The sequence below is a fragment of the Streptomyces sp. NPDC044719 genome (assembly GCF_056433405.1).
Map to the genome: position 1 here is coordinate 1 of NZ_JBWKHE010000014.1, position 17869 is coordinate 17869.

Sequence of the window (17869 nt, forward strand, 5' to 3'; positions counted from 1 at the left end):
AGAAATAGAGGTGTGGGGGGGGGGGAGGGGAGGAGAGAAGAGGAGGGAAGAAGAAGGGGGAGAAAAAAAAAAAAGGGGGGGGGGGCTCCCCCCGCGGCCCCCCCCCTCCACTGTCCGGTGCTCGCTCAGACGCCGCTTCGAGGAACCGGCGGCAGGGCGGCCGGCACATAGTGCATCGCCGTGCCGTGTGCGCTGACGGTCCCGACACGCTGCCAGTGCGGCTGCTGTCCGGCGGCATGGCGGGCGCTCTGGGCCCCCGCGCTGTACGCACTGTACGAGCTGCCGTACGAATGGCTGTACGAGCCCGTACTGTGCGGGATGGTCCCGAAGGCGGTGAACCCCAGCTTCTCCTCGCCGCTGCGGTCGCCGGGCAGTGCGCGGAAGGACTTGACGTACTCGGCGTAGAGCGCGTCGTAGATCGGCGTGGCCGATGGGCCGCCCAGGGAGTCCTGAGCCGACCGCGCGGAGGGGATCGGCGAGAAGGACTGGCGGCGGGGAACGTCGTATGCGTGCACGTATGTCCAAACGACCCCGCGGGTCAGGGGATGCGGCCCTTGTACGGCTTTCGCCGGAGTACGGCGCAGGCGGGTGACCCTCAGGTCAGGTGCCGGCCAGCGGCAGGGCCGCGCCGACCAGCTTTCCGGTCGCCGCCGCCTTGTCCAGGGCGTCCCGCATCAGGTCCTCGCGCGGCTGGCGGCCGATCGAGCCGACGGGCGCGGCGAACATCAGTACCTGCTGGTGCTTGTTGGCGGCCGCGCGCCAGGGGTCGGTCACCTGGAGCGGCTGGTGCGCCTGCCACCAGGCCACCGGCTGGCCGCCGTTGGTGCCGGGCTGGAGCACCGCGTGCAGCTGGCCCACGGCGAGCAGCACCGACCAGCCGTGCAGCACCGGCGGTACGGCGGACAGGTCGGCCAGTGGCATGAAGCCCTGCTCGATGAGCAGCGGCAGGAAGTCGTCGCCGGAGCCGGTGGTGCCGGCCCGGGCGATGGGCGCGGTCGGCTCCACCACCAGGGCCGGGTGCAGCTCCCCGGCGATCAGGACGAGCCCGCTGGTCACGCCGAGCACCGCCGGCTCGGGCGCCGACTGGTCGGACGTCATGCCGCCGGTGTCGCCGGCGATGGACTTCACTGCGCCCCGGAGCTGCTCCTCGGTCACCTGGACGACCTGTGAGGGCAGGCAGCCGGAGTGGGCGAAGGCGAGGACGGCCGTCTCGTCCCCGATGAAGAGGACGGTGCTGGTGCGCTCCTGCTCGGAGTCGCCCGGAGTGCGGCAGGACGTGCAGTCGTAACTGCCCGGGGCGGTCTCTCCGGCGAGCAGTCGGTCTGCTTCTTCGTCGCCGATCTCGGCGCGTACCTCGTCGCTGACGTCGAGCATGCGCGGCACGGGTGGCTCCCTCGGGGATGCGGTGCGTGGCAAAGCCGGGTGGCTCCCGGCCCGTGGTCCGGGTAGGTCCCGGCTCATGAAGAAGACAACGGGCGATCTGTGGCGGGAGTCACGCCCCAGGGCGAACGGAATCGAACCAACCAGCGCGCAGGGTCACGCTCGGCACGGAATCGCGCACTCACGGTCAAGTCCCCGATTTGTAAAGGACGTTGGAGTGGTGAACTGGGTCACACCTCAGCGAGCCGGTTGGTCGACAAATCATGAAATCCAGGAATGAAGTGGGTGTCCGGAAATTGCCGTTACCCGAGGTATCGGTGAACTGGCCTGGCGTGACGGGCCGCTGGTTGATGACAGGCCGTCAACTCCTTAGATTCCTCCGCCGTGTGCAGCGAGCACCGCTCGGGTACGTCCGCCGGCCGCACGGTTCTCCGGAACCGGGCAGCACCACCACCGGCGGGCGGGGCGAGCGCGACCCACGTGCCCCATGGCGCGGGGAGTGGCGCTCCGCCTTGGGGGACCCCGGGTGTTTCGAGAGGGAACTACATGTCCGAATGTGCCTATACCACCCGTGACAGCGCCCGGAAGAACCCGGTTCGCAAAACGGCGGTCCTCGCCGGGGCGGCCCTGCTCGCGCCCCTCGGACTGCTGGCGGCGACCGGCAACGCCGCGGCGGCTGACAGCGGGGTGTGGGACCGCATCGCCCAGTGCGAGAGCGGCGGCAACTGGCACATCAACACCGGCAACGGCTACTACGGCGGACTCCAGTTCGCCCCGTCGACCTGGAACGCCTACGGCGGCACGGCCTACGCGCCCACCGCCGACCGGGCGAGCAAGTCCCAGCAGATCGCCGTCGCCACCAAGGTCCAGCGCGCCCAGGGCTGGGGCGCCTGGCCGACCTGCTCGGCTCGCGCCGGGGCGAGCGGAAGCGCACCCGCGGCTTCCGCGTCCGGCCCGGTCACCACCAAGCCCGCTCCGGCGAAGCAGTGGAAGGCGCCGGCACGCTCCGCGGAGCACCCGGACCGCAGCTCGTCCCGCGGCGACTACACCGTCCGCGAAGGCGACACCCTGAGCGGCGTCGCCGCCCGGCACGGGACCACCTGGCAGCGCCTCTACGCCGCCAACAAGGCCGCCATCGGCGGTGATCCCCACATGATCGTGCCCGGCCTGCGCCTCGACATCTGAGCCGCTGCTCCCCCTCGCCGGGACACAGGGTCCCGTCCGGTCGCCCGACCGGACGGGACCTCGGCCGTGCGGGGCGCCGGACCCCCGGTCAGCTCCTGAGCTCGACCGCCTCTCCGGCGAACACGACCGATCCGCGGCGCAGTTCGTAGATGAGGGCGGGCCGGTCCCGCAGGTCGGGCGGCAGCCGCTGCTCGGCGATCACCACGCACGCGTCGAGCGCGCTCAGCAGCTCGTAGGTCCGGGCCGCGACCGAGGGCGACATGCCCTGGGCGGGCTCGTCGACGAGCACCACGCGCGCGCGTGCCAGCAAGGCCCGGGACAGGGCGAGCATGCGCTGCTCCCCGCCGGAGAGGGTGCCGGCGCGCCGCTCCAGCAGGGGACGCAGCTGCGGGTAGGCCTCGAGCGCCGGGGCGTGGTCCGGGGCGGCGAGTCCGAGGTTCTCGCGCACGCTGAGCGAGCCGAACACGGCCTGCCGTTCCGGCACCAGGCACAGCCCGCGCCGGGCCCGCTCGTACGCCGGTACGCGGGTCACGTCGGCGCCGTCCCACACCACCGCCCCGCCGGACAGGGGCACGGTGCCGGCCAGCGCGCGCAGGGCGGTCGTGCGGCCGGAGCCGTTGCGGCCCAGCAGGACGGTGAGGCCGGGGCCGGGGGCGGCGAGGGTGACGCCGTGCAGGGCCTCCAGGGGGCCGTAGCGCACGCGCGCGTGGCGCAGGGAGATCGTCGTCATCGGCCGGCCGCCGTTCCCAGGGCGTCCAGGACGCGCTCGGGCGGACCGGAGGCGACGATCCGACCCGCGGTCATCACGTGCACGACATGGGCGAGGCCCGCGACCAGGTCCAGATCGTGCTCGACGACGAGGAGGGCCGTGCCGTCGGCGGCCAGGGCCTTCAGGACCCGGGCCAGGGCGGCCACTTCGGCGTTGTCCAGGCCGGCGGCGGGCTCGTCGAGCAGCAGCACGCGGGGGCCGCCCGCGAGGACCCGGGCCAGTTCGACGCGGCGCAGTGTCCCGGTGGGCAGCCCGGCGGCGGGCACTGCCCGCACCGGCCCGTCCAGCCCGAGCAGCCTGAGCGTCCGCTCCACCGCGCCCGGGTCGGTCACCCGGCCCTGCTCGGCGCCGACCCGGACGTTCTCGGCCACGGTCAGCGACGGGAAGACGGCCAGTTGCTGGAACGTCCGCGCGACACCGAGCCGGGTGCGGGCATGGGCGGGCAGCGCGGTGATGTCCCGCCCGCCGAGCCGCACGGTCCCGCGCGCGGGCCGCAGGGTCCCGGCCAGACAGTGGAACAGGGTGCTCTTCCCGGCCCCGTTGGGGCCCACGACGGCGGTGATCCGGCCGGGGGAGAGGTCCAGGTCGACTCCGTCGAGTGCGGTGAAGCCGCCGTAGCGGGCGTGGAGGTGACGGGCGGTGAGGAGGGGAGTGGCGGCGGTGGCGGCCGGTCCCGTGGGCGGTGGGGTGGCTCGGGAGGCCGCACGCGGCCGGTCGGACGGCGGGCGGTGGGGTGCCCGGGGTGCCAGTGCCCGGCCCGAGGGGCCGCGTTCCGTGCCGCTCTCGCCGTTTCGGTGCTCGCGGCGCCCGGCCGCCCCCGTGCCCTTCGCCCTCAGCCCCACCCGCGTCGCCCCCGTCGGTACCGGCGCGCTCCGGGCCGCCCGTGGCTCCGCCGGGCGCAGCAGCGCGCGGGCCCGGGCACCCAGTGGTGTCAGGGCCGGTGCCCGGCGCAACCGCAGGCGTTCCGCCGCCGTGCGCAGAGCCTCGTACGGGCCGCCGGGGAAGCGGCCCACGAGGATCGCCAGGACACCGATCAGCGCAGCGGCGAAACCGCCCCGGGTGCCCGCGTCCAGACCGACCAGGAGGGCCGCGGCGGCGAGGGCGCCGAGGGTGCTGTCGGCGCCCAGCACCACGACCGCCGCGAACCACAGCAGCCCGCGCACCGGGTCGTACGCGGCGGCGTCGAAGGCGCGCAGGCCCATGCCGAGCATGCCGCCGCCCAGCGCGGCCAGCGCCGCGCCCGCGACGAAGGCCAGCAGCTTGAGGGACGGCACCTGGACGCCCGCCGCCTGCGCGCCCCGCTCGTGGTCCCGCATGGCCGCCAGGGCCCGGCCCGTCCGCCCCCGGCGCAGGGCGTGCGTCGCCAGCAGCGCGACCGCCAGCAGGAGCAGCTCCAGGACGTAGTAGGCACGGTCCCCGTCGAAGCCCGCCGGGCGGCCCAGCGCCAGGCCCGACGTGGCGTACGGCTGGGCGAAGACGAAGCGGCTCACCCCCACGCCGACGGCGAACGTCGCCAGTGCCAGCGCCAGGCCCCGGCGGCCGATCGCCGGCCAGCCGGTGAGCAGACCGAGCGGCGCCACCAGGACGACCGCCACCGCGAGCGCCGCAAGCTCCGGCAGACGGGGCAGCCCCGGGAAGCGGCCCGCCGCCAGCAGCGCGGTGAACAGGGCGCCCAGACCCGCGTACGCCGCCTGGCCCAGCGAGATCTGGCCACCCCGGCCGGTGACCACCACCAAGGACAGCAGGATCACGGCCAGCGCCGGCACCTGGACCGAGGTGTGCAGATCCCGGCCGGCGAGGCCCAGCGGCAGCAGGAACAGGACGAGCGCCACGATCCAGGCGCCCGGCGGGGTCCGCACGCGCGCGGTGGCCGTGCGCGGCAGCGCGTCACGGGCATCGGCCCCCGGCAGTGCCAGCGCCGCGATCAGCAGGGCGACGACGAACAGGTTCGTGCCGGCCGCCTGAAGCAGTGGCTCGCCCCAGCCCGACGGATGCAGTCGTGTCAGCTGGCTCTGCGCCACCCCGATGCCCAGCGCCACCACCACCGCGACCGGCAGGCTCCGCATCCGCGCGGCCACCGCGACCGCCACGACCTCCATCACCAGCAGCGGCAGCCCGTACGGGTCCAGACGCACGTACGGCGCCAGCAGCACGCCCGTCAGACCCGCCGTGAACGAGCCGAACGCCCAGCCCGCCGCCGCGACCCGGTCCGCGTCGATCCCGCCCAGCACGGCGAGCTGCCGGTCGTCCACCACGGCCCGCAACTCCCGCCCGAACCGCGTCCGGCGGACCACCGCCGCGACCCCGGCGGCCAGCATCAGCACCACCGCCAGCTGCCCCCACGGCTCGTCCGGCACCAGCTCCGGCGCGTCTTCCCGCGCCCCCTGCCCCCACAGCAGCGCCGCCCCGCCCACCAGCAGCACGAACACCCCGATGGACGCCACCAGCGTCTGCGCCGGGTCACCGCCGAGGACCGCCAGCGGCCGGAAGACGAACCGCTCCAGTACGACACCCAGCCCCGGCGCCAGCACCAGCAGGGTCACCGTGGCCCCGAGCCACAGCGGCCAGCCCCACTCGATCACGCACTGCCGCAGCACGTACGCGCACACCATCGCGATCGCGCCGTGCGCGAAATTCAGCACCCCGGTCGCGCGGTACGTCACGATCAGGCCGATTCCGGTCAGCGCCGCCGCGCTGCCGACCGAGAGGCCGGCGAGGGTGAGGTCGTACGTCAGCGAGGACATCGGCCGGGCTCAGTCGGTTTCCCCGGTGGGCTCGCAGATCGGGCAGGGGCCCAGTTCACCGCTCGCCACCAGCTTGGAGTCCACCGGAACCGCCTCCGCCTTGCCCGCGACCAGCGGGCAGTCCGCGCGGTGCCACAGCGTGCCGCCCGGCACCATCAGCTGCTCGCCGCTGACCGCCAGGGGCGCGAGGGAGACCTGCCCGGTCTCGTCCGCTTCGGCGGGCTCGGCGGCCACCAGCAGGCCGTACAGCTCCTCCACGCGCGCGGCAGCGATCGAGCCCCGGCCGTGGGCCAGCAACACCGCCCCGGAGACGATCAGCGCGGCTCCAGGGACCGTGCAGGAGGCGAGATAGGGCAGCTGCCGTTCCGCGAAGCGCTCGCCGGAGACGCCGTACCAGCCGACGACGCACAACACCGCGCCCGCGGCCAGCGCGGCCCAGCCGGTCCACAGGACGGGATGCACGGTCCGCAGTCGGCTTGTCCGCATCGCTGGCTCCCACACGTCGGTTCGGCTGTGTGCCTGGCTGCCTGTTCAAGTCCGGCGATCGCTTGCACTATGCCCTGTGGAAGCTGACCCTGAAAGCACCGGGCGCACATGGCCCGGACCGACACCCGGTGGTGAGCCAGATGGTTCTCGGCAGCGACCTCAGGCGGGGTAAAGCGACAGAGGGCCCGCGAGCCGCGGGACGGGGCACGGCGATCGCGGCCGCCCTGATCCTGGCCCTCGCCCCGGCCCTCGCGGCGTGCAGTGACGACAGCGGCGGCGGCAGCGAGAGCACGCCGCCCACACCGACCGCGGAGCGGACAGCGAGCGCACCGGCCAGCGCACCGGCGGACCGCGCCGCGGCCGAGCAGGAGATCAAGCAGAACTGGGAGACATTCTTCGATCCGAAGACCTCGACCGAGGACAAACAGGCCGTCCTGGAGAACGGCGACCGGATGGGCCCGGTCCTCCAGGCCTTCAGCGGTGACGAGCGCGGCGGACAGGTCCAGGCGAAGGTCACCAAGATCGAGTTCACCTCGGCCACCGAGGCGAACGTGACGTACACGCTCACCCTGAAGGGCGCCACCGCTCTGCCGGACGCCTCCGGGACAGCCGTCGAGCAGGAGGGCACCTGGAAGGTGTCCGTCAAGACGCTGTGCTCGCTGGTGCAGATGAGCGGCAATGGGTCGCCGGTCCCGGGCTGCTGAGATTTTCGCCGCGGTGCTGCTGCTCGCCCTGAGCGCGGCCTGCGGCAGCCGGCTCCCGGAGAGCGACTTCGAGCGCGACGACCGCACCCCGGCGCCCCGCGACTCCGCGCCCCTGCGGGTCGGCATCATCACCAGCGCCACCAGCCCGGTCGGCGGCAGCGCCTTCACCGGCCCGCGCGACGGCGCCAAGGCCTGGTTCGACCGGCTCAACGCGCGCGGGGGCATCGACGGCCGCCGCGTCGAGGTGCGCCTGTGCGACGACGGCGGCAGCGGCGTCGGCAACAACGAGTGCGTGCACAAGCTGGTCGAGGAGGACGACGTCGTCGCCCTGGTCGCCACCACCGCCCTGGACTACGCGGGCGCCTCCCGGGTCTCCCGCGCGCGCGTGCCCGACATCGGGGGCCAGCCCATCGGCGGCGCCTACGACACCTACCCGCACCTCTACGGCATCTACGGCAGCCTCGCGCCCCGCGACGGCACCACCGGCTGGGACGGCAAGCTGTACGGCGGCACCGAGGTCTACCGCTACTTCAAACGCGAGCACGGCGCCCGCACCGCCGCCGTCGTCTCCTACAACCAGTCCGCGTCCGCCGCCTACGCCCGGCTCGTCGAGCGGGGCCTGCGCGCCGAGGGCTACCAGGTCGTCACCGAGCAGGTCGACTTCGCGCTGCCCAACTTCCGCGCCGTCGCGGCCGACCTGAAGGAACAGGGCGCAGATCTGGTTTTCGACGCCATCGACTCGCACGGCAACGCCCGGCTCTGCCAGGCCATGGACGAGGTCGGCGCCCATGTCACCGCCAAGGTGACCAACGTGCAGAACTGGACGTCCACCGTCCCCGACGACTACGAGGACGCCCCGCGCTGCCGCAACGCCCTCTGGGCGACCGGCTCCAGCCGCGCCTTCGACGACACCGGCCACCCGGCCGTACGGGAGTTCCGCGAGGCGACCAAAGACCTGAAGACGCACTCCCAGTGGCAGCTGGAGGGGTGGGCCGCCGCACGCTGGTTCACGGACGCGGCGAAGTCCTGCGCGAAGACGGGCATCACGCGCGCGTGCGTCGACGGCTACATGAACCGCAGCCAGGGCTACACGGCGGGCGGACTGCTCCTGCCCGTCGAATTCCAGCGGCTCGCCGAGCCCCCGAAGACCCGCGAGACCTGTCTGTCGGTGGCCCGCTGGCAGGACGGCGAGGGCTGGGTCGGCCAGGGCGACATGAACCGCACCTGCTTCGACGTACCGCAACTGGCCTATGAGCCCTGAGGACAGCGGGGCCTTGAGGACAGCCGGGCCTTTAGGACAGTGGCTGTCCGCAAGGGCTGGCAGACTCGCCCCATGTTGGAGACCTCGGCACGCCTGCTGCGTCTGCTGTCCCTGCTCCAGGCCCACCGCGAGTGGTCCGGGGCCGACCTGGCCGGCCGGCTCGGCGTCAGCGCCCGCACCCTGCGCCGCGACGTCGACCGGCTGCGCGAGCTCGGCTACCCGGTCAACGCCAGCCCCGGCACGGGCGGCGGCTACCAGCTGGGCGCCGGCGCCGAACTGCCGCCGCTGCTGCTGGACGACGACGAGGCCGTGGCGGTGGCGGTCGGGCTGCGCACGGCCGCCGGGCACGGCATCGAGGGCATCGGCGAGACCTCGGTACGGGCCCTCGCCAAGCTGGAACAGGTGCTGCCGAACCGGCTGCGCCGCCGGGTGGGCGCCCTCAACGCCTTCACCGTGCCGATGCTGCGCGGCCCCGTGCCCGACGCCGTCGACCCCGTCGTGCTGACCGAGCTCGCCCACCTCTGCCGGGACGCCGAGCGGTTGCGCTTCGAGTACCGCGGCCACGACGGCACCCTCAGCCGCCGCAGCGTCGAACCGCACCGCCTGGTGTGCACCGAACGCCGCTGGTACCTGGTCGCCTGGGACCTGGAGCGGGAGGACTGGCGCACCTTCCGCGTGGACCGCGTCACGCCCCGGCCGCCGCACGGCCCGCGCTTCGTGCCGCGCGAGCCGCCCGCCGAGGACCTGGCCGCCTATGTCTCCCAGGGCGTCTCCACGCGCGCGTACGCCACCCACGCCGTGGTGCGGCTCCTGGTGCCCCTGGAGGAGGCCGTCGCCCACATCTCGCCCTCCGCCGGGGTACTGGAGGCCGAGGGCCCCGAAAGCTGCCTGCTGCGCTGCGGCGCCGGCAGCCTCGACGTGATGGTCATCCACGTGATGATGCTGGGCTTCGAGTTCGAGGTGCTGGAGCCGGTGGAGCTGATCGAGGCGATCAGGAGGACTCGCGACCGGCTTGATGGCGCTTTGGCTCGGGCTGCGCAGTCACCGCCGCGTACTCCGGATGGTGCAGGTCGAACGCCGGCGACTCCGACCGGATCCGCGGCAACGTCGTGAAGTTGTGCCGGGGCGGCGGGCAGGAGGTGGCCCACTCCAGGGAGCGGCCGTAGCCCCAGGGGTCGTCGACCTCGACCTTCCGGCCGTACTTGGCGGTCTTCCACACGTTGTAGAGGAACGGCAGCGTCGACATGCCGAGCAGGAACGCGCCGATCGTCGAGACGGTGTTGAGCGCGGTGAACCCGTCCGCGGCGAGGTAGTCCGCGTACCGGCGGGGCATGCCCTCGGCGCCCAGCCAGTGCTGCACCAGGAACGTGGTGTGGAAGCCGGTGAAGAGCACCCAGAACTGGATCTTGCCGAGCCGTTCGTCGAGCATCTTCCCGGTGAACTTCGGCCACCAGAAGAAGAAGCCGCCGAAGATCGCGAACACGACGGTGCCGAAGACGACGTAGTGGAAGTGCGCGACCACGAAGTACGTGTCCGTCACATGGAAGTCCATCGGCGGCGACGCCAGGATCACCCCGGTCAGCCCGCCGAACAGGAACGTCACCAGGAAGCCCGTCGCCCAGAGCATCGGGGTCTCGAAGGACAGCGAGCCCTTGAGCATGGTGCCGGTCCAGTTGAAGAACTTCACGCCCGTCGGCACGGCGATCAGGAAGCTCATGAGGGAGAAGAAGGGCAGCAGCACCGCGCCCGTGGCGAACATGTGGTGCGCCCACACGATCATCGACAGACCGGTGATCGCCATCGTCGCGCCCACCAGCGTCAGATAGCCGAACATCGGCTTGCGGCTGAAGACCGGGATGATCTCCGTGATGATCCCGAAGAACGGCAGCGCGATGATGTACACCTCGGGATGCCCGAAGAACCAGAACAGGTGCTGCCACAGGATCGCCCCGCCGTTGGCCGCGTCGAAGACCTGCGAGCCGAACCGCCGGTCCGCCTCCAGCACCAGCAGCGCCGCCGCCAGCACCGGGAACGCCATCAGGATCATGATCGACGTGAACAGGGTGTTCCAGACGAAGATCGGCATCCGGAACATCGTCATGCCGGGGGCCCGCATCCCGATGATGGTCGTGACGAAGTTGACCGCGCCGAGGATCGTGCCGAACCCGGACAGCGCCAGCCCCATGATCCACAGGTCGGCCCCGAGGCCCGGCGTGCGCTCAGCGCTGTTGAGCGGGGCGTAGGCGGTCCAGCCGAAGTCCGCCGGACCGGAGGGCACCAGCAGAGAGCCGAGCACGATCAGCCCGCCGAACAGGAACAGCCAGTACGAGAGCATGTTCAGCCGGGGGAAGGCGACGTCGGGCGCGCCGATCTGCAGCGGCATCAGCTCGTTGGCGAAGCCCGCGAAGGTCGGCGTCGCGAACAGCAGCAGCATGATCGTGCCGTGCAGCGTGAACGCCTGGTTGAACTGGGTGTTGTCGATGATCTGGAGTCCCGGGCGGGCCAGTTCGGCACGCATCAGCAGCGCCATCACACCGGCGACCAGGAAGAAGAGGAACGACGTGACCAGGTAGAGGTGGCCGATCTTCTTGTGGTCCGTCGTCGTCAGCCAGTCGACCACCACCCGCCCGTGCCGCGTCCTCGGCGCGGTCCGCGCCGCCGCCTGTACGGTCTGCGTCCCCATCGCTCGCCCCTTCGCTCATCGCGCACCGGGCCCGCCGAAACCCGCGCCGCACGTGCCCGCGAGCTCACGCCATGATGCTCGGGTCACCACGCGCTCCGACAGGGGCGTATCGGTCTCTCCGTGCCCGATCCACGCATTTCCTGTACGGCGCCGGCACGGCCGGACCGGTGGCGGCGCCGGAATGGAATGGAGCTCCGGGGGTACTTCTTCCGGAACTTTCCGCCGGGCTTTTACAGGAGCTCATGTGACACGCGGGAATTACGATCGAATGCCTGCGGAAGGCCTACGGAACCGCTCGTCCGTGTGACGGACAGCGCCGGAAACACCTGTCGTGATCTTGTGACAGAAGTGTGACCGGGGCCGGACAGCCACCGGGGGTAGCGTGGCGGCATGGCACCGATTCCGACACCTTCCGCGGAACCCGACGACAGCCCGGACACCTATGTCGGCCTGCCGGCCGACCGGGCCGAACACCTCGCGCGTGAGCGCGGCTGGCCGACGGTGCGTTCGTTGCCGCCGGGGGCGATCATCACGATGGAGTACCGCGTGGGACGGCTGAACTTCGAAGTGAAGGACGGCCGGGTGGCGCGCGCCTGGAAGGGCTGAGACACGGCGAAGGCCCCGGTTCCGCTCCGGAACCGGGGCCTTCGCACGCCGAGGCCCGTCAGGGGTGGGCCGAGGAGGCCGAGCCGCGCGGGAGCCGCTCCGGGTGCGGCGGGCGGCGGCTGCCGGCCGGGGTGACCGGGGCGCGCTCCGAGCGGGCCGTGTGCGGACCCGGGGCCAGGTAGGCCGGGGCCCGGGGCGAACGGGCCGCGACGTCGTCCCGGTCGGCGGGCAGCGGCGTGACCGCCACGGGCGGCGCGCTGACCGGGGCGGGAGCCGTACTGCTCCGCCGGGACCGCCAGCGGTCGCGCAGCTCGAAGATCCTGGCCTCGGCTCGGGCGATCAGCGGCTCGAACCACGGCAGGGCGAGCATGATCAGCAGTCCCGCGACCCAGCCGAGGAGGACATCGCTCAGCCAGTGCGTACCCAGGTAGACGGTGGCCAGCCCGACGCCGAGCGAGGTCACGGCGGACACGGCGGACAGCCAGCGCTGCGCTCTCCCGCTGGAAGCCAGGTAGGCCAGGATTCCCCAGGTCACCACGGCGTTGGCGGTGTGACCGCTCGGAAATATATCGCCGCCGCGCCACATCTCGTTGGAGCCGATCACGGTCGCGTAGTGCGGTCCCAGGCGGCCCATGCCGTACTTGGCGGCGCCGACCGTGATGTTCAGCAGCAGCAGTGAGACGCCGAGGGCGAGCAGCGGACGCAGGGTGTGCTGCCGCCACGAGCGCCAGCCCAGCCAGGCCGCGACCATCACCGCGGTCGGGCCGCGCTGGCCGAGCACCACGTAGTAGTCGACGAACCAGTGGATCTCCGACCACTGCTGGTACGGCCGGAAGAACATGACCTGCCAGTCGAGCCGGACCAGCCAGGACGTGATCACCACGGCCCACACGATCGCGCCGTAGAACGCCGCGGTGGCGGCGACGAGCACGATGCGGTGCCTGCTCATCTTCGGCACATCGATGTGGGCGGGTCGTTCCGGCTCACGATCCAGCCGGGCGAACACCCGGTCCAGACGGGTGAGCTTCGGTTCGGTACGCACCCAATCGACGTTACAGCGAGTGAGCTCTGATGCCGGGCGAATCAACGGCTTTGTGATGACGATGTGATGTGGGATTCCTCTCAGGAGGAGGTTTATTTCCACCGAATCTGCAATCGTCGGCCGCTGCGGCCTTCAATTCCTTTGATCATTCCGGATGGGGGTTTATTGCGCTTTTGAATTCGTTCACCGGAGCATGGCGCGGAATTCCCCCGGCGCTCACAGCGGGTCAGGGCGGACCGGAGCCGTTCAGCCAGAACGCCCCGTACACCGCGGAGGCTACCGCCACCACCCCCAGCACCAACGCTGACCTGCGCGTACGCAACCGTGCGAGGGCCAGCGCAAGGGGCAGCAGCAGCGGGAAGGCGGGCACCAGCAGGCGCGGTTTCGAGCCGAAGTAGCTCGACGCGCACAGCGCGAGCGCGGTGACGACCCCGGTGTAGACCAGCAGCGGGAGCGGCTGACGCTGACGTACCCCGACCGCATACAGCCAGATGACTGACGCGACCCCGACGATCAGCCCCACGCCGGCCAGGGCCGAGGGGAACGACGTGAACTTCTCGGCGATGAACCGGGCGAAGGCGTAACCGCCGTCGAAGCCGTTGCGCCACCCCGCCTGCACGTCGAGATAGCCGAGCGGCCCCTTGCCCGTGTGGTGACCGACCCACAGCACGTAGCCGGCGGTGCCGAGCGGGGCCAGCAGCATGCCGAGGACGCGGGAGGCGTCGGCCGAAGCGGAGGGGGAGGCGGAGACCGACGGCAAGACGAGGGCAGGGGCGCTTGGTGTGATCCGCGCGCCGTCCGGCTCGCGCGCGCGTCGGTCCCGCACGAAAGAGGCAAGGGCGGCCACCCACACCGCTGCCACCACCGCCATCCCCACCGGACGGGTCAGCCCCGCCAGCAGGGCCAGCGTCCCCGCCAACGGCCAGCGGGCGGTCAGGACCGCGTACAGCGCCCACGCGGCGAGCGCCGTGAACAGGGACTCGCTGTACGCCATCGACTGCACGATCCCGACCGGGAGCACGGCCCACAGCAGCACCGCGCACACCCCGGCCCGGCGGCCGTACACATGGTCGGCCACCGCGAAGATCCCCCAGGCCGCGGCGAGAGAGGCGAACAGACTGACGAGGAAACCCCCGTCCGCGTACGACAGCGGGGACACCGCCGTCACCAGTCGCTCCAGCCAGGGCAGCAGCGGGAAGAAGGCGAGATTGGAGTGCACGTCGCCGTTCGCCAGGCGCACCTCGTAGCCGTAGCCCAGCTCGGCGACCCGGGTGTACCAGAGCGAGTCCCAGCGGGCGGTCAGCAGCGTGTACGCGTTCTTGTCCCGCGCCGCGCTCCACAGGGCCAGGGCGACAAGGCCCAGGGCGCGCACGGCCGCGTACCCCAGCAGGGCCGGGGCCGCCCGGCGCAGCGGCCCGGCGCGGGACGGAGCCGCGCGCGTCTCGAGATCGGTCACGGGCCCGATTATCGACCCGCGGCGGAACCGGACGGCCGGCCGGGGGCGTGGTCGACCCAGAGCAGAGTGGCGTACGCCACATCGTTCCGCCGGGACTGTGAGAGGTCCGCCACTAGGCTCCGGCGGGGACTCGCGTACTCTGACGTGTCACTCGCTTTTCGTTTGCGCGGGCCGGAGACCCACCGCTCCTCTCCGGCCGAGTCGCGGGGGCGTCCCCCACCCCGTGAGCCCGCCGATCGCGAGGGAACATCTGGGAGGTACGTACATGTCCGGGACGACCACGGCTGCCGCTGCGCTGCGCCGTCGGGCGGCCGGGGCCGGTGCCAACCGCTGGGTGGTTCTCGTCGTCCTCTGCGTCAGCCTGCTGCTGGTCGCCGTCGACGCCACCGTGCTGCACGTGGCGGTCCCCGCCGTCACCGAGGACCTGAAGCCCGGCGGGATCGAGCTGCTCTGGATCGTCGACATCTACCCGCTGGTCTGCGCCTCGCTGCTGATCCTGTTCGGCACACTGGGCGACCGCGTGGGCCGCCGAAGGGTCCTGCTCCTCGGCTACGCGCTCTTCGGCGTCGCCTCGGGGCTCGCGGCCCTGGCGGACAACGCCCAGGTACTGATCGCGGCGCGGGCGCTGCTCGGTGTGGGCGGCGCGATGATCATGCCCGCGACCCTGTCGATCCTGCGGCAGGTCTTCCCGGACCGGCGCGAGCGGGCGCTCGCGATCGGCATCTGGAGCGCCGTGGCCGCGGTGGGCGCGGCGGTCGGGCCGCTGCTCGGCGGCTTCCTGCTGGAGCACTTCTGGTGGGGTTCGGTCTTCCTCGTCAACATTCCGTTGATGCTGGTCAGTCTTCCGGTGGGGCGGCTGCTGCTGCCCGAGTCGAAGGGCGACGGCACCGGCCCCTGGGACGTCATCGGCGCCCTGATGGCGGCGGCCGGGCTGTTCGGCGTGGTGCTGGGCGTCAAGCGGCTCGGGGGCGGGGAGCCGGTGTGGAGCATGTTCACCGTGCTGCCGCTGGTCCTGGGCGCGGCGCTGCTGGTCGCCTTCGTACGGCGGCAGCGGCGGCGGGCGTCTCCGCTGGTCGACCTCAAAATGTTCGCGCGGCCGGCGTTCAGTACATCGGTCGGCTGCATCGTGCTGGCGATGCTCGCGCTGGTCGGTCTCGAGCTGATCGCGGCGCAGTACCTCCAGCTGGTGCTTGGGCTGTCGCCGCTGGAGACGGGGCTGCGGCTGCTGCCGCTGACGTTCGCCGCGATGGCGGCCGGGCTGGCCGGTGCGCGGATGCTGCGGCGGTTCGGGCCGCGGCGGATGGTGAGCGTCGGGTTCTGCCTCACGGCGTTCGCGGTGCTGCTGCTGACGGCGCTGGGCCGGACCGACGACTGGGGGCTGATGCTGGCCGCGTTCGTGCTGCTGGGCTTCGGGCTGGAGACGACGCTGTTCGGGGCGTACGAGTCGATGTTGAGCGAGGCGCCGCAGGAGCAGGCCGGCGGGGCGGCGGCGATCGGGGAGACGTCGTACCAGCTCGGGGCGGGGATCGGGATCGCGCTGCTCGGCAGCGTGATGAACGCGGCGTACGCGCCCGGCCTGTCGGGTGTCTCGGGGGTGCCGGAGTCGGCGTCCTCATCGGCGGGGCATTCGCTGGGGGAGGCCTACGAGGTCGCCGCGCAGCTGGGCGGGTCGGCCGGGGCCGCTCTGCGGCATGCCGCCCGGGACGCGTTCGTGCACGGGCTGCATGTGACGTTGCTGGTGAGCGCGGGGTTGTTGCTGCTCGGAGCGGTGATGGCGTTGCGGTTGCCGCGGGTCATGCAGTGCGAGGAGGCGGACGCGGGGGCCGTGGAGGTGCCCGCGCAGAGGGACGCCGCGGAGTCGCGCGTCTCCGTGTAGTCGCCCACCCACGCACCGCCCGTAACTGCCGGCCGAGGGGCCGAGGCCGCCCGTGGGGGCGGGAGACGTCGGCGGCTTGCGGTGGAGGGTTCCGCGCCGCGGGGTCGCGTCCCGCTCGCGCGGCGTCTGTGGCTGCAGCACCTCATCGAGGATCCGCTCGTATTCCTGGCGGTCCTCGCTCAGCAGGTGCTGCGCTCGCGCCGCGTCCGGCTCCGGCCCATGCCGCAGGGCCGTTGCTCCTGGGCAGAGTGCGTTCCGCCGTTTCGGCGTTGGCGCTTCCCGGGATCAAGCGCGCTCCCCGGGATCAAGCCCGCAGCCGCCGATGGCGCCCCGGCCCCACGGGCGACCTTCACCTCTCAGTTGGCAGCTATGGGTGGTGCGTGGGTGGGCGGAGGTCGTAGCGTCTTGGTTAGCGGTGCTAGTTAAAGAAGCCTCGGAGGGTGTCGTCATGTCCGTGTCGTCCAAGCTGCCCCCCTTCGACCCCGTCGACCCCCTCGGTCTCGACGACCTGCTGGATGCGGAGGACCTCGGGATCAGGGACACCGTCAGGGCCTGGGCCGCGGACCGGGTGCTGCCGTATGTGGCCGACTGGTACGAGAAGGGGGAGCTGCCGGAGATCCGGGAGCTGGCCCGGGAGCTCGGAGGGCTCGGCGCGCTCGGGATGTCGCTGAGCGGATACGGGTGCGCCGGCGCCTCCGCCGTGCAGTACGGGCTCGCCTGTCTGGAGCTGGAGGCGGCCGACTCCGGTATCCGGTCCCTCGTCTCCGTGCAGGGCTCCCTCGCCATGTACGCCATCCACCGGTTCGGGAGTGAGGCGCAGAAGCGGCAATGGCTGCCCCGTATGGCCTCCGGCGAGGTCATCGGGTGCTTCGGCCTGACCGAGCCCGACCACGGGTCCGACCCCGCCTCCATGCGGACCTACGCCAAGCGCGACGGCTCCGACTGGGTGCTCAACGGGCGCAAGATGTGGATCACCAACGGGTCCGTGGCCGGGGTGGCCGTCGTGTGGGCGCAGACGGACGACGGGGTCCGGGGGTTCGTCGTGCCCACCGGCAGCGGTGGGTTCTCCGCGCCGGAGATCAAGCACAAGTGGTCCCTGCGCGCCTCGGTCACCAGCGAGCTCGTCCTCGACGACGTACGACTGCCCGCCGACGCCGTACTTCCGGAGGGCGCCGGCCTGCGCGGACCGCTCAGCTGTCTGTCCCACGCCCGGTACGGAATCGTCTGGGGCGCCATGGGCGCGGCCCGCAGTTGTTTCGAGGCCGCGGTCGACTACGCGAAGTCGAGGGAGCAGTTCGGGCGGCCCATCGGCGGCTTCCAGCTCACCCAGGCCAAACTCGCCGACATGGCGGTCGAACTGCACAAGGGGATTCTGCTCGCCCATCATCTGGGGCGGCGTATGGACGCCGGCCGCCTGCGTCCCGAACAGGTCAGCTTCGGCAAGCTCAACAACGTACGAGAAGCGATCGAGATCTGCCGCACGGCCCGCACCATTCTCGGCGCCAACGGGATCTCGCTCGAGTACCCCGTGATGCGGCACGCGACCAACCTCGAGTCGGTGCTCACCTACGAGGGCACCGTCGAGATGCACCAGCTCGTGCTGGGCAAGGCGCTCACCGGACTCGACGCCTTCCGGTAGACGCCGTCCGGTGAACCCTGCGCGGGGGCAGGGCCGGT

General features: G+C 72.2%; 14 protein-coding genes and 1 pseudogene. 7 read left to right on the forward strand and 8 right to left on the reverse strand.

Annotation, left to right across the window (positions count from 1 at the left end):
• Positions 1-125 precede the first annotated feature (125 nt).
• Both AC07DF_RS38965 and AC07DF_RS38970 read right to left on the reverse strand, forming a co-directional pair.
• Positions 126-515, reverse strand: coding sequence for a hypothetical protein (locus tag AC07DF_RS38965; protein WP_478981906.1), 390 nt, complete (start codon positions 513-515; stop codon positions 126-128).
• Positions 516-600: 85 nt separating this feature from the next.
• Positions 601-1383 carry a hypothetical protein gene (locus tag AC07DF_RS38970; RefSeq protein WP_478981908.1) on the reverse strand — a complete coding sequence of 261 codons (783 nt, stop codon included), beginning with the start codon at positions 1381-1383 and terminating at the stop codon, positions 601-603.
• Between the two features lie 543 nt (positions 1384-1926).
• Between AC07DF_RS38970 and AC07DF_RS38975 the strand changes: the two genes are divergently transcribed.
• Positions 1927-2565: a LysM peptidoglycan-binding domain-containing protein gene (locus tag AC07DF_RS38975; RefSeq protein ID WP_478981910.1), complete on the forward strand. Its 639-nt coding sequence runs from the start codon at positions 1927-1929 to the stop codon at positions 2563-2565.
• A gap of 88 nt (positions 2566-2653) precedes the next feature.
• Here AC07DF_RS38975 and AC07DF_RS38980 read toward each other — a convergent pair whose 3' ends face one another.
• The 3 genes from AC07DF_RS38980 to AC07DF_RS38990 are packed head-to-tail and all read right to left on the reverse strand — an operon-like array spanning position 2654 to position 6564.
• A complete protein-coding gene (locus AC07DF_RS38980; RefSeq protein WP_478981912.1) occupies positions 2654-3295 on the reverse strand; it encodes an ATP-binding cassette domain-containing protein in 642 nt (213 codons plus the stop codon).
• On the reverse strand, positions 3292-6078 hold the full coding sequence (locus AC07DF_RS38985) for an ABC transporter permease subunit (protein ID WP_478981914.1): 2787 nt from the start codon (positions 6076-6078) through the stop codon (positions 3292-3294). The genes AC07DF_RS38980 and AC07DF_RS38985 overlap by 4 nt, the downstream gene beginning before the upstream one ends.
• A gap of 9 nt (positions 6079-6087) precedes the next feature.
• The gene (locus AC07DF_RS38990) at positions 6088-6564 is read right to left on the reverse strand and encodes a hypothetical protein (protein WP_478981916.1); all 477 of its coding nucleotides are present in this window, start codon (positions 6562-6564) and stop codon (positions 6088-6090) included.
• Between the two features lie 140 nt (positions 6565-6704).
• Between AC07DF_RS38990 and AC07DF_RS38995 the strand changes: the two genes are divergently transcribed.
• The 3 genes from AC07DF_RS38995 (at position 6705) to AC07DF_RS39005 (ending at position 9642) form a co-directional block, all read left to right on the forward strand.
• Positions 6705-7268, forward strand: a complete 564-nt coding sequence (locus AC07DF_RS38995; protein WP_478981918.1) for an MTB12 C-terminal domain-containing protein — start codon at positions 6705-6707, stop codon at positions 7266-7268.
• Positions 7243-8529: an ABC transporter substrate-binding protein gene (locus AC07DF_RS39000; RefSeq protein ID WP_478981920.1), complete on the forward strand. Its 1287-nt coding sequence runs from the start codon at positions 7243-7245 to the stop codon at positions 8527-8529. The genes AC07DF_RS38995 and AC07DF_RS39000 overlap by 26 nt, the downstream gene beginning before the upstream one ends.
• A 72-nt stretch (positions 8530-8601) precedes the next feature.
• A complete protein-coding gene (locus tag AC07DF_RS39005; RefSeq protein ID WP_478981922.1) occupies positions 8602-9642 on the forward strand; it encodes a helix-turn-helix transcriptional regulator in 1041 nt (346 codons plus the stop codon).
• On the opposite strand, the pseudogene ctaD reads toward AC07DF_RS39005, so the two are convergent.
• Positions 9641-11212 (reverse strand): annotated as a pseudogene (ctaD, locus tag AC07DF_RS39010) (aa3-type cytochrome oxidase subunit I); the annotation flags it as partial. The gene AC07DF_RS39005 and the pseudogene ctaD overlap by 2 nt on opposite strands.
• 390 nt (positions 11213-11602) lie before the next feature.
• Between ctaD and AC07DF_RS39015 the strand changes: the two are divergent.
• Positions 11603-11818, forward strand: coding sequence for an I78 family peptidase inhibitor (locus AC07DF_RS39015; RefSeq protein ID WP_399021236.1), 216 nt, complete (start codon positions 11603-11605; stop codon positions 11816-11818).
• 58 nt (positions 11819-11876) lie between these two features.
• Here AC07DF_RS39015 and AC07DF_RS39020 read toward each other — a convergent pair whose 3' ends face one another.
• The gene (locus tag AC07DF_RS39020; protein ID WP_478981925.1) at positions 11877-12860 is read right to left on the reverse strand and encodes a phosphatase PAP2 family protein; all 984 of its coding nucleotides are present in this window, start codon (positions 12858-12860) and stop codon (positions 11877-11879) included.
• A gap of 226 nt (positions 12861-13086) precedes the next feature.
• The gene (locus AC07DF_RS39025; RefSeq protein WP_478981927.1) at positions 13087-14316 is read right to left on the reverse strand and encodes a glycosyltransferase family 39 protein; all 1230 of its coding nucleotides are present in this window, start codon (positions 14314-14316) and stop codon (positions 13087-13089) included.
• Between the two features lie 265 nt (positions 14317-14581).
• Here AC07DF_RS39025 and AC07DF_RS39030 point away from each other — a divergent pair, with 265 nt between their 5' ends.
• Complete coding sequence (locus AC07DF_RS39030; RefSeq protein WP_478981929.1) at positions 14582-16192, forward strand: MFS transporter; 1611 nt, start codon at positions 14582-14584, stop codon at positions 16190-16192.
• Positions 16193-16640: 448 nt separating this feature from the next.
• The gene (locus AC07DF_RS39035; protein WP_478981931.1) at positions 16641-17831 is read left to right on the forward strand and encodes an acyl-CoA dehydrogenase family protein; all 1191 of its coding nucleotides are present in this window, start codon (positions 16641-16643) and stop codon (positions 17829-17831) included.
• Positions 17832-17869 lie beyond the last annotated feature (38 nt).

Excerpts from the sequence above, each read along its gene's own strand:
- AC07DF_RS38975 (WP_478981910.1), top strand. The coding sequence starts at position 1,927 with ATGTCCGAATGTGCCTATACCACCCGTGACAGCGCCCGGAAGAACCCG.
- AC07DF_RS38980 (WP_478981912.1), bottom strand. The coding sequence starts at position 3,295 with ATGACGACGATCTCCCTGCGCCACGCGCGCGTGCGCTACGGCCCCCTG.
- AC07DF_RS38985 (WP_478981914.1), bottom strand. The coding sequence starts at position 6,078 with ATGTCCTCGCTGACGTACGACCTCACCCTCGCCGGCCTCTCGGTCGGC.
- AC07DF_RS38990 (WP_478981916.1), bottom strand. The coding sequence starts at position 6,564 with ATGCGGACAAGCCGACTGCGGACCGTGCATCCCGTCCTGTGGACCGGC.
- AC07DF_RS38995 (WP_478981918.1), top strand. The coding sequence starts at position 6,705 with ATGGTTCTCGGCAGCGACCTCAGGCGGGGTAAAGCGACAGAGGGCCCG.
- AC07DF_RS39000 (WP_478981920.1), top strand. The coding sequence starts at position 7,243 with ATGGGTCGCCGGTCCCGGGCTGCTGAGATTTTCGCCGCGGTGCTGCTG.
- AC07DF_RS39005 (WP_478981922.1), top strand. The coding sequence starts at position 8,602 with ATGTTGGAGACCTCGGCACGCCTGCTGCGTCTGCTGTCCCTGCTCCAG.
- AC07DF_RS39015 (WP_399021236.1), top strand. The coding sequence starts at position 11,603 with ATGGCACCGATTCCGACACCTTCCGCGGAACCCGACGACAGCCCGGAC.
- AC07DF_RS39030 (WP_478981929.1), top strand. The coding sequence starts at position 14,582 with ATGTCCGGGACGACCACGGCTGCCGCTGCGCTGCGCCGTCGGGCGGCC.
- AC07DF_RS39035 (WP_478981931.1), top strand. The coding sequence starts at position 16,641 with ATGTCCGTGTCGTCCAAGCTGCCCCCCTTCGACCCCGTCGACCCCCTC.